General features: G+C 71.5%; 8 protein-coding genes. All 8 read left to right on the top strand.

The window, feature by feature from the left end:
• Nucleotides 1–10 precede the first annotated feature (10 nt).
• The 8 genes from ACWEF2_RS23440 (at nucleotide 11) to narI (ending at nucleotide 12,854) form a co-directional block, all read left to right on the top strand.
• The gene (locus tag ACWEF2_RS23440) at nucleotides 11–1,738 is read left to right on the top strand and encodes an ABC transporter ATP-binding protein (RefSeq protein ID WP_453818436.1); all 1,728 of its coding nucleotides are present in this window, start codon (nucleotides 11–13) and stop codon (nucleotides 1,736–1,738) included.
• Nucleotides 1,735–3,534, top strand: coding sequence for an ABC transporter ATP-binding protein (locus ACWEF2_RS23435; protein WP_453818434.1), 1,800 nt, complete (start codon nucleotides 1,735–1,737; stop codon nucleotides 3,532–3,534). The genes ACWEF2_RS23440 and ACWEF2_RS23435 overlap by 4 nt, the downstream gene beginning before the upstream one ends.
• Nucleotides 3,535–3,757: 223 nt before the next feature.
• The gene (locus ACWEF2_RS23430; protein WP_453818432.1) at nucleotides 3,758–4,099 is read left to right on the top strand and encodes a hypothetical protein; all 342 of its coding nucleotides are present in this window, start codon (nucleotides 3,758–3,760) and stop codon (nucleotides 4,097–4,099) included.
• A gap of 524 nt (nucleotides 4,100–4,623) precedes the next feature.
• On the top strand, nucleotides 4,624–5,862 hold the full coding sequence (locus ACWEF2_RS23425; RefSeq protein ID WP_453818430.1) for an MFS transporter: 1,239 nt from the start codon (nucleotides 4,624–4,626) through the stop codon (nucleotides 5,860–5,862).
• Between the two features lie 266 nt (nucleotides 5,863–6,128).
• Entirely contained in the window at nucleotides 6,129–9,839 is a 3,711-nt protein-coding gene (locus tag ACWEF2_RS23420; protein WP_453818428.1) for a nitrate reductase subunit alpha, read from the top strand.
• A complete protein-coding gene (narH, locus tag ACWEF2_RS23415; RefSeq protein ID WP_453818426.1) occupies nucleotides 9,839–11,503 on the top strand; it encodes a nitrate reductase subunit beta in 1,665 nt (554 codons plus the stop codon). Before ACWEF2_RS23420 ends, narH begins: the two co-directional genes overlap by 1 nt.
• Nucleotides 11,500–12,126 carry a nitrate reductase molybdenum cofactor assembly chaperone gene (gene narJ / locus ACWEF2_RS23410; protein ID WP_453818424.1) on the top strand — a complete coding sequence of 209 codons (627 nt, stop codon included), beginning with the start codon at nucleotides 11,500–11,502 and terminating at the stop codon, nucleotides 12,124–12,126. The genes narH and narJ overlap by 4 nt, the downstream gene beginning before the upstream one ends.
• Nucleotides 12,123–12,854 carry a respiratory nitrate reductase subunit gamma gene (gene narI / locus ACWEF2_RS23405; protein ID WP_453818422.1) on the top strand — a complete coding sequence of 244 codons (732 nt, stop codon included), beginning with the start codon at nucleotides 12,123–12,125 and terminating at the stop codon, nucleotides 12,852–12,854. The genes narJ and narI overlap by 4 nt, the downstream gene beginning before the upstream one ends.
• Nucleotides 12,855–12,974: the final 120 nt, after the last annotated feature.

Raw genomic sequence — 12,974 nt, 5'->3', positions numbered from 1 at the left:
GGGAGCCGGCATGCTGAACCGGACGCTACTGAACCTGATCCGTCCTGGACGGGGCCGGCTGTCGGCCGCCGTGGCCGCCGGGGTGGGCGTGTCGGCCACCTACGTCGGGCAGAGTCTGTTACTCACCCTCGCGATAGCGGGCGGCCTTGAGGGAGACCTGCGGGCCGCGGTGGGGGCCTGCTGCGGCGCGCTGGCGCTGGTCGCGGTCCGCGCCGTCCTGGTGTGGGCCCGAGAGGTCGCCGCCGCGCGCGGTGCCGAGCAGGTCAAGACCGCGCTGCGCGGTCGCCTCTACCGGCACCTGCTCACCCTGGGCCCGGGCTATGTCTCCGACGTGCGCACCGGCGGGGTGCTGACCACGCTGGTGGACGGCGTCGAGGCGATCGACCGCTACATCGGGGTGTTTCTGCCCCAGGTGCTCGTCTCGGTGCTCGGCGGCGCCGGCATCGTCGCCGTACTGGTCTGGATCGACCCGGCCGTGGCCGGGCTCGTCGCGATCATGGCCGGGTCGGCGGCCGCCGCGCCCCGCCTCATGCGCCGCCGGATGCAGGCTGGGCTGACCGGCTTCTTCAAGGGCTGGAGAGGCCTGAGCGCCGACTACCTGGACGCGGTGCAGGGACTCCCCACGCTCAAGGCCGTCGGCGCCGACGGCGGCTTCGGACGACGTCTGTCGGCGAAGGCATGGGCCTTCTTCCGCGAGTCACTGCGTTTCACCTTCGTCTCCACGGTCTCCGCGGGATTCGTCGGATTTTTCGCGGCGTTCGGTACCGCTGCCGCCGTCGGCCTGGCCGCCTGGCAGTACGCCTCCGGCGAACTCACGGTCTCGGCGGTCTTCGCCGTACTGCTGCTGTCACGTGAGGCGTTCCGCCCGGTCACCGAGCTGATGGCGGCCTTCCACTCCGGGCAGGCGGCGCTGCCCGCCTCGCGCGGCATCGCCGAACTGCTCGCCACCGAACCGCCCGTCGCCGACTCGGGCACCGTACGGCTCCCGGCGCCGGCGGCGCCGCCCCGGGTGGCCTTCGAGGACGTCGCCTACACCTACCCCGGGCGGGAGCGGCCCGCTCTGCGCGGCGTCACCCTCACCCTGGAGGCCGGCCGCACCACCGCCGTCGTCGGCCCGTCCGGAGCGGGTAAGACCACGCTGATCCGCCTGCTGTCGCGCTTCGCCGACCCCACCGCCGGCCGGGTGACCCTCGACGGCGTCGACCTGCGCGATCTGCCCCTCGCCGACCTGCGCTCACGGATCTCCGTCGTCTCCCAGGAGACCTTCCTGTTCCACGGCACCGTCGCCGGCAACATCGCCTTCGGCCGTGGCGACGCCTCACGGGCCGACATCGAAAAGGCCGCGCTCGCCGCGCACGCCCACGACTTCATCACCGAACTGCCGGACGGCTACGACACGGTCATCGGCGAGCGCGGCCTGCGGCTGTCGGGCGGGCAGCGCCAGCGGCTGGCCATCGCCCGCGCCGTCCTCGCCGACGCCCCCCTGCTGATCCTGGACGAGGCCACCTCCAGCGTCGACGTCGCCTCCGAACGCGCCGTGGTGGGCGCCCTGGACCGGCTGCGCACCGGTCGCACCGTGCTGGTGATCGCCCACCGGCTGTCCACCGTCGCCGGCGCCGACCACCTGGTCGTCCTCGACGAGGGCCGGGTGTCCGAGGCGGACGCGCCGGCCGAACTGCTCGCCACGGGTGGTGCCTACGCCCGTCTCGTCGCCCGTCAGCAGGAGGGAACCCCGTGACCGCGACCCCCCGGACCGTGCGCTCCGACCACGCCGCGCGGAGCGCCGGGGCCTTTGAGGCAACGGCTGAAGGCGGGGCGCGGCGGCGGGGCGCGCTGCTCACGTTGCTGCGTCCTCAGCGGGCCCGGCTGACCGTGGCGATCGGTTTCGGGCTGCTGGACCAGGGGCTGGCGCTGGCCGCCGCGCTCCTGGGAGCGAGCCTGGTCGGCCAGGCCCTGAGGGGTATCGCCCCGGGCGACCTCGTCCCCGGACTGATCCTGCTCGCCGCGCTGGTGCTGCCCAAGGTGCCGGCCGCGTGGGCGGAGTCCTACCTCGCCCACGATCTGGCCTTCCGCGTGCTCGCCGAGCTGCGCGACCGCTGCTACCGCAAGCTGGCCGCGCTGACCCCCGGCTACCTGCTGCGCCGTCGCTCCGGTGACATCGGCGCGACCGCGATGGCCGACGTGGAGGTGCTGGAGCTGTTCTTCGCCCACAGTCTCACCCCGCTCGTCGTCGCCGGCTCCGTGCCGCCCGCCTGCCTGGTCGCGGCGTTCTGGTTGCACCCGCTCGTCGGGGCCGCGCTGCTGCCCGCCGTCGTGGCCATGGCCACGGTGCCGTTCTGGTTGCGGCGCCGCTCCGCCGTACAGGCGGCGCGAATGCGCGACGCCGCGGGCGAGGCGGCCGCGGAGACCGTCGACGCCGTCCAGGGCCTGTCGGAGACCCTCGTCTTCGGCCGGCAGGACCATCAGGCGGGCCGCCTGCGCACCGCGACCGACCGGCTCAATCTCGCCACCCGCGCGCACCGCTCACGGGGCGGCATCGAGAAGGCGGCCGGAGACGCGGTCGCGGCGATCGGCCTGATCGCCGCGTTGCTGGTCGCGCTGGCCCTGGTGGACTCCGGAGCCCTGACGGCCGACCGGATCGTCGTCGTGGCGGTGCTCGGCGCCTTCGCGTTCCTGCCGCTGATGACCCTCGTCGACACCTGGCGGGAGCTGTCCACCATCCGCGCCGCCGCCAACCGGCTGCTGCTGATCCTGGAAGCCGATCCCGATGTCGTCGAACGCGTCGATGCCCCTTCGCGGGAGTCACTCGATCCCACGGTGACCTTCGAGGACGTCCGCTTCGGCTACGGTCCCGGTCTGCCGGACGCGATCACCGGGATCTCCTTCACCATCCCCGCCAACCGGACCGTGGCCGTCGCCGGGCACTCGGGGGCCGGCAAGAGCACCTGCGCATCCCTGCTGCTGCGCCACTGGGACGTCGCGGGCGGGGCCGTGCGGATCGGCGGCCACGACATTCGCGACCTGTCCTTTGAGAGGCTGCGTTCCCTTGTCGTGGCCGTGCCGCAGGACACCTACCTGTTCGCGATGAGCGTCCGCGAGAACATCCGGCTGGCCCGCCCCGACGCCACCGACGCCGAAGTGGAGACCGCCGCCCGCACGGCCTGCGCCCACGACTTCGTCACCGCCATGCCCGACGGCTACGACACCCTCGTCGGCGAACGCGGCGCCCACCTGTCCGGGGGGCAGCGCCAGCGCCTGGCCATCGCCCGCGCCCTGCTCACCCGCGCTCCGATCCTGGTGCTGGACGAGGCCGTCTCCAACCTCGACGCCGAGAGCGAGGCCGCCATCGACGAGGCGCTGCGCTCGGCCCGCGGCGACCACACCACCATGATCATCGCCCACCGGTCCTCCACCCTGCGCACCGCCGACACCGTCGTCCTTCTCGAAGAGGGACGTGTCGCCGACACCGGCTCGCACGACGATCTCCTCGCCCGCAGCGCGGCCTACCGGCGGCTGCTGGCGCACCCCTCCTGACCGGGTGGTCGTTCCCACTCATCCGGGCCGGCGTGTCACAGGCCGGAGCGCCGGCCTCACGCCGGCTCCGTCGAGGCAGGACATCCCGCGAGCCTGTGGCGAGCGGCCCACCCCCGCATGACGGCAGGTGACACCACCATTACCTTACTCTGCGTATTCATTCGCCTACCATGAGCGAGCAATGGTTGTGAGAGCAGTTCCCTCCCCCTGTCAGGAGACCCTCTTGAAGACGATCAAGCTCCTCGCCCCGGCGGCCGCGCTGGCCGCCACCCTGCTCGTCGCCGCCGCCGGCACCGCCGACGCCGCCCCCCGGCTCGACGTCGACGGCCGGCTCACCCTGACCACCGCGTCCGGCCCGTCCATCGTCATCCCCTTCAACGACGGCTGCACGAACCTGGGGGACGAGTTGATCACCGGCGCGCACAACGACACCCCGGCTCTGGCGCTGCTGTGGAGCGACCCGGGCTGCCACGACCGGTGGTACCCCCGAGATGACATCCCGCCCGGCCACAGCACGCACTACGACCCCGGCATCCATGTGGGGTCGGTGTCGTTCTACAGGTAGACCGGGCGTGACACGGGTGGCGGGAGTGATCGGTCCCGCCACCCGTTTCCAGGACGCCGGGCCCATCCCGCTCACCCGGGAGCAGACGCCCGCCTCCGCCGCGCCCGCCTCCGCCGCGTCGAAAGGCCCATCGGTGCCATGCGCGACCCCTCGGGGACGTGTTGGCGGCCTCAGGCGAAGGCGGGGGCGAAAGGTCCTCGGCCGGCAGGACCTTGGTCTCTACGGGGATCCAAGACTTCGGGGTGGGATGAGGGCGAAAAGGAAGAACCGCCGTGAGCGGAGGATCCGCCCGGGAAGCACCGGTGCCGGTGGATGATGACTGAGGGGCGGATCGTCGTGAGAGCCGTTCATGCGGGGGATTCACAGCCTGCCGGGCCGCCCCGTCGCCTCCCATCGGACACGTACCGATCATCCCGGTCATGCCGTATGGCCCCGCTCGCACGCAGACACCCTCACGTGCCGGGCACAGCGAGACGCACCACGGCGCCGCGTGGGTGTGAACCCGCGGACAGGAACGGACGAAAATGCGTACCGACAGAGCCAATCGGAAAACTCTGAGCGATTTCAGCCGCGGGCCGGCGCTGATGCTGGCACTGGCCACCGTGGGGTTCGCGGTGAACTTCTGGGCGTGGGCGCTGCTCAGCCCTCTGGGCCCGAGGTTCAAGGAGCTCCTGAGCCTGTCGGCCTCCCAGCAGGCGCTGCTGGTGGCGGTCCCGGTGATCGTCGGCTCGCTGGGCCGCGTTCCTGTCGGGGCGCTCACCGACCGGTTCGGCGGCAGGGTGATGTTCCCGCTGATCTCGGCCGCCACCATCGTCCCCGTCCTGTTCATCGGCGTGGCCGGGCAGACCTCGCCGGCGGCGCTGCTGGCCGGCGGGTTCTTCCTGGGGATCGGCGGGACGGTGTTCGCCGTGGGCGTGCCCTTCGTGAGCGCCTGGTTCCCCCCCGGGCGCCGCGGCCTGGCCGTCGGAGTCTTCGGCATGGGGATGGCCGGCACCGCGATCAGCGCCCTGACCACGGTCAAACTGGTCAGGGCGGGCGGCTCGGCCACGCCCTTCCTGCTCACCGCGGCCGTGCTGACCGTCTACGCCGTCGTGTCGGGGCTGTTCCTGCGGGACGCGCCGGGCCGTACGGCGCCGACGCAGCCGACCGCCGCCCGGCTGGCCGCCGCCGTAAGGCTCCCGATCACGTGGCGGGCCTGCATCCTGTACGCGGTGGCGTTCGGCGGCTACGTCGCCTTCTCCGTCTACCTGCCGGTCTACCTGCGGTCGGCCTACGGGCTGGAGCAGGCGGACGCGGCGAACCGGATGGCGGGCTTCGTGCTCGTGGCGGTCGTGATGCGCCCGGTGGGGGGCTGGCTGTCGGACCGGATCGGGTCGATCCCGGTGCTGGCCGCGGTGTTCACCGTGGTCGCGTTCTGCGCGGCGGCGCAGGCGTTCACGCCGCCGCTGATGTTCCTGGGCACGGCCGCGTTCCTGACCATGGCCGCGGCGCTCGGCGCCGGCAGCGGGGCGACCTTCGCCCTTGTCTCCCAGGTGGCCCCGGGCGACAAGGTCGGTTCGGTCACCGGCCTGGTCGGCGCCGCCGGCGGCCTGGGCGGGTTCGTTCCGCCGCTGGTGATGGGCTTCGTCTACGGCCGGTTCGGTTCCTACGGCCTGGGCCTGGCCCTGCTGGCCGGGGTGGCGGTGCTGACGTTGACCGTGGTCCGCTCAACCGCTCGGCGCCACGCGGCCGTGACCCCGGCGCCGTTGATGTCCTCACGGTGACGTCGGCACGGGGACCCGCCGCCGGATTGAGCCAGGCCCCCGGCCCGTTACGGCAGGCTCTGGGTCCTTCGGATTTAAAAATGGGACTAAAGGCCCTGAGCTGGTCATACGGTCAGCCGCAAAGATCAAGATCACAGCAGCACCGGGCCGGAGCGACACAGGTGGCACACAGGTCAAACGACGCAGGGTCTTCCATGCGGCTGTCTGGCCATGAAAACACCGATGACGGGCACATCCGGTTCGTGACAAGAGAAAGAGGGTCACCTATGGCGGGTATGGACGGGCCGGTCAACGACGCCCTGTTACGGCTGGGGCGCCACCTACGGCCGGGCCGGGTCGGTGACGACCTGCGGACCGTGCACCAGATCGGCGGACGCCGGGGGGACGCCTTCTACCGCGACCGGTGGAGCCATGACAAGGTGGTGCGCTCCACCCACGGCGTGAACTGCACCGGATCGTGCTCGTGGAAGGTCTACGTCAAAGACGGGATCATCACCTGGGAGTCCCAGCAGACCGACTACCCCAGCGTCGGCCCCGACCGCCCGGAGTACGAGCCGCGCGGCTGCCCGCGCGGCGCCGCCTTCTCCTGGTACACCTACTCCCCCACCCGGGTGCGCTTCCCCTACGCGCGCGGCGTGCTGGTGGAGATGTACCGGCAGGCCAAGGCCCGGCTGGGCGATCCGGTCCAGGCGTGGGCGGAGATCACCACCGACCCGGAGCGGCGGCGCCGCTACCAGTCGGCCCGGGGCAAGGGCGGCCTGGTCCGCATCACCTGGCCGGAGGCCACCGAGATCATCGCCGCGGCCCACGTGCACACCATCAAGACCTACGGCCCCGACCGTGTCGCCGGCTTCTCCCCGATCCCGGCCATGTCGATGGTCTCCCACGCCTCCGGTGCCCGGTTCGTCTCGCTGATCGGCGGCACGATGCTGTCGTTCTACGACTGGTACGCCGACCTGCCGGTGGCCTCCCCGCAGGTGTTCGGCGACCAGACCGACGTACCGGAGTCGGCCGACTGGTGGGACGCGGCCTACCTGATGCTGTGGGGCTCCAACGTGCCGGTGACGCGCACCCCCGACGCCCACTACATGACCGAGGCCCGCTACCGCGGTCAGAAGGTCGTCGTGGTCAGCCCCGACTACAGCGACGCGACGAAGTTCGCCGACGAGTGGCTGGCGCCGCATCCGGGCACCGACGGCGCCCTGGCCATGGCGATGGGGCACGTGATCCTCAAGGAGTTCTTCGTCGACCGGCAGGTGCCGTACTTCACCGACTACGTCAAGCGCCACAGCGACCTGCCGTTCCTGGTGACGCTGACCGAGCGCGAGGAGGGCGGGTACGTGCCCGCCAAGTTCCTGACCGCGGCCGATCTCGGGGAGGCGGGCGATGAGGCGGCGTTCAAGACGGTGCTCGTCGACGCCGCCACCGGCGAGCCGGTCGTGCCCAACGGCTCGCTCGGCTTCCGCTACTCCGAGCGGGGCCAGGGACGATGGAACCTCGACCTGGACGGCGTCGACCCGCAGCTGACGCTGCACGGCGGGCGGAGCGCGACGGTGCTGCTGCCCCGCTTCGACCAGGCCGCCGACGGTGACGGGGCCGGCGGGGTGCTGCGGCGCGGCGTGCCGGTGCGCGAGATCGCCGGCAGGCTGGTGACCACGGTCTTCGACCTCATGCTCGCCCAGTACGGCGTCGCCCGGAAGGGCGTGTCCAGCGGAACCGGCGGCGAGGAGCCGCACGCGCGAGGCGGGCGGGGCCGGCCGTCGGGCTACGACGACGCGAGCGCGCCGTACACGCCGGCCTGGCAGGAGACGATCACCGGCGTACCGGCCGCGAAGGCGATCAAGATCGCCCGCGAGTTCGCCCGCAACGCCGAGGAGTCCAACGGCCGATCCATGATCATCATGGGGGCGGGCACCAACCACTGGTTCCACTCCGACACGATCTACCGCTCCTTCCTGGCGCTGACGACGCTGACCGGCTGCCAGGGCGTCAACGGCGGCGGCTGGGCCCACTACGTGGGGCAGGAGAAGTGCCGCCCGGTCACCGGATGGGCGCAGATGGCCTCCGCCCTGGACTGGTCGCGCCCGCCCCGGCAGATGATCGGCACCGCGTACTGGTATCTGCACACCGACCAGTGGCGCTACGACACCTACAGCGCCGAGGTGGTCTCCTCCCCGCTGGGCGACGGCGCGTTCGCCGGCAAGGCGACCGCCGACCTGCTGTCGGCCTCGGCACGGATGGGCTGGATGCCGTCCTATCCGACGTTCGACCGCAACCCCCTGGAGCTGGCAGACGAGGCCGCCGCCGCGGGCCGGGAGGCGGGGCCGTACGTCACCGAGCAGATCGCGGCGGGCACGCTGGGCTTCGCCTGCGAGGACCCCGACGCGCCGCGGAACTGGCCGCGCGTGCTGACGGTGTGGCGGGCCAACCTGCTCGGCTCCTCGGCCAAGGGCAACGAGTACTTCCTGCGTCACCTGCTGGGCACCGACTCCTCCGTCCGGGCCGAGGAGGCCGCCCCGGAACAGCGGCCGCGGGACGTCACATGGCGGCAGGAGGCGCCACAGGGCAAGCTCGACCTGCTGCTGTCACTGGACTTCCGGATGACCTCCACGACGCTGTTCTCCGACATCGTGCTGCCCGCCGCCACCTGGTACGAGAAGCATGACCTGTCGTCCACCGACATGCACCCGTTCGTGCACGCCTTCTCCCCGGCCATCGACCCGCCCTGGCAGACCCGCACCGACTTCTCGGCCTTCGCCGCCATCGCCAAGGCCTTCAGCGCGCTGGCCGCCACCCACCTGGGCGTGCGCAGGGACCTGGTGGCGGTGCCGCTGCTGCACGACACGCCCGACGAGTTCGCCACCCCGGGCGGCGTCGTGGACGACTGGCGTGCCGGCGGACGGGCGCCCGTGCCGGGCCGGAACTTCCCGAAGATCGTCACGGTGGAGCGGGACTACGGGGCGATCGCGCAGAAGATGGCCGCACTCGGCCCGCTGATGGAAAAACTCGGCGCCACCACCAAGGGCCTGACGTTCGACGTGTCGGGCGAGATCAAGCGGCTCGGCCGGATGAACGGCACCGTCCGCGGCGGCGTGGCCGACGGCCAGCCGTCGCTGGCCCGCGACACCGACATGTGCGAGGCGATCCTGGCCCTGTCGGGCACCACCAACGGCCATCTGGCCGCGCAGGGCTTCGCGACCCTGGCCCGCCGCACGGGCACGAGCTTCGACGGGCTCGCCGACGAGCACAAGAGGATCACGTTCGCCGACACGCAGGCCCGGCCGGTGCCGGTGACCACCTCGCCGGAGTGGTCGGGCAGCGAGAGCGGCGGGCGCCGCTACTCGGCCTTCACCATCAACGTCGAGCACCGCAAGCCCTGGCACACCCTCACCGGCCGCCAGCACTTCTTCCTCGACCACGACTGGATCCACGAGGCCGGTGAGGGGTTGCCGATCTACCGGCCGCCGCTGAACATGACCGCGCTGTTCGGCGAGCCGGCCGTCGGCGAGGGCGGTGAACAGGGCATCACCGTCCGATATCTGACACCGCACTCCAAGTGGTCGATCCACTCCGAATACCAGGACAACCTGCTGATGCTGACGCTGTCGCGGGGCGGGCCGACCATCTGGATGAGCCCCGCCGACGCCGAGCGCGCCGGCATCGGCGACAACGACTGGGTGGAGGCGCTCAACCGCAACGGCGTCGTGGTGGCCCGCGCGATCGTCTCGCACCGTATGCCGACCGGAACGGTGTACATGTACCACGCCCAGGAACGGGTCGTGGACGTGCCCAGGAGCGAGGCCTCCGGCAGGCGCGGCGGCATCCACAACTCCCTGACCCGGCTGCTGATCAAACCCACGCACCTGATCGGGGGTTACGCCCAGCTGTCGTTCGCGTTCAACTACCTCGGCCCGACCGGTAATCAGCGTGACGAGGTCACCGTGATCCGCCGCCGCAACCAGGAGGTCGACTACTGATGCGCGTCATGGCCCAGCTCGCCATGGTCATGAACCTGGACAAGTGCATCGGCTGCCATACCTGCTCGGTCACCTGCAAACAGGCCTGGACCAACCGGGCCGGCACCGAATACGTCTGGTTCAACAACGTCGAGACCCGCCCCGGCCAGGGCTACCCCCGCACCTACCAGGACCAGGACAGGTGGAAGGGCGGCTGGCGGCTGAACAGGCGAGGCCGGCTGACACCGAAGGCCGGCGGCCGGCTCAGGAAGCTCTTCTCCATCTTCGCCAACCCCCTGATGCCGTCGATCCAGGACTACTACGAGCCCTGGACCTACGACTACGACCGGCTGTTCTCCGCGCCCATGCAGGACGACACCCCGGTCGCCCGGCCCCGCTCGCTCATCACCGGCGAGCCCACCAAGATCAGCTGGAGCGCTAACTGGGACGACGACCTTGCCGGGGGCCCCGAGCTCGCGCCCGCCGACCCCGTCCTGCGCAAGATCTCCGGCCAGGTCCGGCTCGACTTCGAAAACGCCTTCATGTTCTACCTGCCGCGCATCTGCGAGCACTGCCTCAATCCCTCGTGCGTCGCCTCCTGCCCCTCCGGGGCGATGTACAAAAGATCCGAGGACGGCATCGTCCTGGTCGACCAGGACCGCTGCCGCGGCTGGCGGATGTGCGTGACCGGCTGCCCGTACAAGAAGGTGTACTTCAACCACCGCACCGGCAAGGCCGAGAAATGCACCTTCTGCTTTCCCCGCGTGGAGGTGGGCCTGCCCACCGTCTGCTCGGAGACGTGCGTGGGCCGGTTGCGCTACATCGGGATCATCCTCTACGACGTCGACCGGGTGACCGAGGCCGCCTCCGTCGCCGAGGAGAAGGATCTGTACGAGGCGCAGAGAGGCGTCATGCTCGACCCCCACGACCCGGCCGTGATCGACGCGGCCCGCGCCGAGGGCATCCCGGAGGACTGGCTGGAGGCGGCGCGCCGCTCCCCCGTCCACAGGCTGATCTTCGAATTCGGGGTGGCGCTGCCGCTGCACCCCGAATACCGGACCATGCCGATGGTCTGGTACATCCCGCCGCTGTCGCCGGTGGTGGACGTGCTCAGCGGCACCGGCCACGACGGTGAGGACGCCGGCAACCTGTTCGGCGCCATCGACGCCCTGCGTATCCCGATCGGCTACCTGGCCGAGCTGTTCACCGCCGGAGACCCCGAGCCGGTGCGGGCCGTACTGCGCCGCCTGGCCGCGATGCGCTCCTACATGCGCCGCGTCAACCTCGGCCAGGAGCGCGAGGAGTCGATCGCGGCAGCGGTCGGCATGACCGGCCGGGGCATCGAGGAGATGCACCGGCTGCTGGCCATCGCCGCCTACGGCGAACGCTACGTCATCCCCAAGGCCCACGCCGAGCAGGGCGCGCGACTGGAGGAGGCGGCCACCGGCTGCAGCCTCGACTACGAGGGCGGCCCCGGCATGGGCGGCCCGTTCGGTGAGGCCTCCGGCGTGCCCGCCCCGATCGCGGTGGAGAACTTCCACATGCTCAAGAAGCGGCAGACGGACGACGGCCCGGAGGGGGCCGATGAGCTGCGCGGCCGGGTCAACCTCCTCAACTGGGACGGCAGGGGCACACCCGACGGCCTGTTCCCGAAGAACGGCAAGAACGGGAAGGGACGGTCATGAGGGCTCTCGGCGAAGGCGGGCTGCGCACCGCCCACATGGTGGCCGCGGTGATGCTCGGCTACCCCGACGAGCGGCTGTACGGCGGGCACGAGATCCTGTCCGAAGCGGTGGCCGGCCTGCCCTCCGGGGAGGTCCGCGACCGGCTGGCCGCCTTCCTTGAGCACGCCGCGGCCACCGGCCGGGCCGAACTGGCCGCCCACTACGTGGCGACGTTCGACCTCAAGCGGCGCTGCTGCCCCTACCTGACCTACTACGCCTACGGCGACACCCGCAAGCGCGGCGCGGCGCTGCTGCGGTTCAAGCACGCCTTCCGCAGCGCGGGCTTCGAACCCGCCGACGGGGAACTGCCCGACCATCTGGCGGTGGTGTGCGAGCTGTCCGCGCGCGGCGCCGTCCGAGAGGCCAGGCGCCTGCTGCAGGAGAACCGCGCGGGCGTGGAGCTGCTGCGCAGGGCGCTGGAGGCCGAGAACTCGCCGTACGCCGACGTGGTGGCCGCGGTGCTGGCCACGCTCGGCCCGGCGAGCCAGCGCGACCAAGAGGCCGCGCTGCGGCTGGCGACGCAGGGACCGCCGGCCGAGGAGGTCGGGCTGGAGCCCTACGCGGTTATGGAGGCGAGCAGGTGAACGCGGTGAACGTGCTGCTGTGGGTGGTGACGCCGTACATCGCGCTCACCGTATTCGTGCTCGGGCACGTGTGGCGCTATCGCTACGACAAGTTCGGCTGGACCACCCGTTCGTCGCAGATGTACGAATCAAGGCTGCTGCGCATCGGCAGCCCGCTGTTCCACTTCGGCATCCTGGTCGTGCTGCTCGGCCACATCGGCGGCCTGGTGATCCCCAAGAGCTGGACCGAGGCGGCGGGCGTCGGCGAGGAGGCCTACCATGTCGTCGCGGTCGGGCTGGGCACCATCGCGGGCGTGGCCACTCTCGGCGGCCTGGCGATCCTGATCTACCGGCGCCGCACCGTCGGCCCGGTGTTCACCGCCACCACCCGCAATGACAAGTTCATGTACGCGACGCTGAGTCTGGTCATTGTGCTGGGCCTGGCCGCCACGGTCGCGGCCAACGTCGTCGGCGGCGGCTACGACTACCGCACCACCATCTCGCCCTGGTTCCGTTCGATCTTCTACTTCCAGCCCGATCCGGCGCCGATGGCCGGCGCGCCGCCGCTGTTCCGGCTGCATGCGCTCAGCGCGCTGCTGCTGTTCGCGATCTGGCCGTTCACCCGGCTGGTGCACATGCTCACCGCGCCCATCGGCTACCTGACCCGGCCCTATGTCGTCTACCGCAGCCGTGACGAGCAGCGGGCCGGCTCCCAGGCTCCCCGGCGAGGCTGGGAACCGTCTCGCTGACCGCCCCGCCGGCGCCGACGGCGCCGCTGTTTCCGCGCCGCCGTCGTCAGTCCCGCGCGCCGGCATCATCACCCCCAGGAGACCGAGCTTGCGGTGCTCGAACTCCTCCTCGTTTTCGAG

It is taken from the genome of Streptosporangium sp. NPDC004631 (assembly GCF_053601935.1).
The sequence above is the reverse complement of the archived record's forward strand: the minus strand, read 5'-3'. Positions and strand labels throughout refer to the sequence as shown.

Bases quoted from the DNA above. Each gene is read 5' to 3' on its own strand.
- ACWEF2_RS23440 (WP_453818436.1), top strand. From the start codon at position 11: ATGCTGAACCGGACGCTACTGAACCTGATCCGTCCTGGACGGGGCCGG.
- ACWEF2_RS23425 (WP_453818430.1), top strand. From the start codon at position 4,624: ATGCGTACCGACAGAGCCAATCGGAAAACTCTGAGCGATTTCAGCCGC.
- ACWEF2_RS23420 (WP_453818428.1), top strand. From the start codon at position 6,129: ATGGCGGGTATGGACGGGCCGGTCAACGACGCCCTGTTACGGCTGGGG.
- narH (WP_453818426.1), top strand. From the start codon at position 9,839: ATGCGCGTCATGGCCCAGCTCGCCATGGTCATGAACCTGGACAAGTGC.
- narJ (WP_453818424.1), top strand. From the start codon at position 11,500: ATGAGGGCTCTCGGCGAAGGCGGGCTGCGCACCGCCCACATGGTGGCC.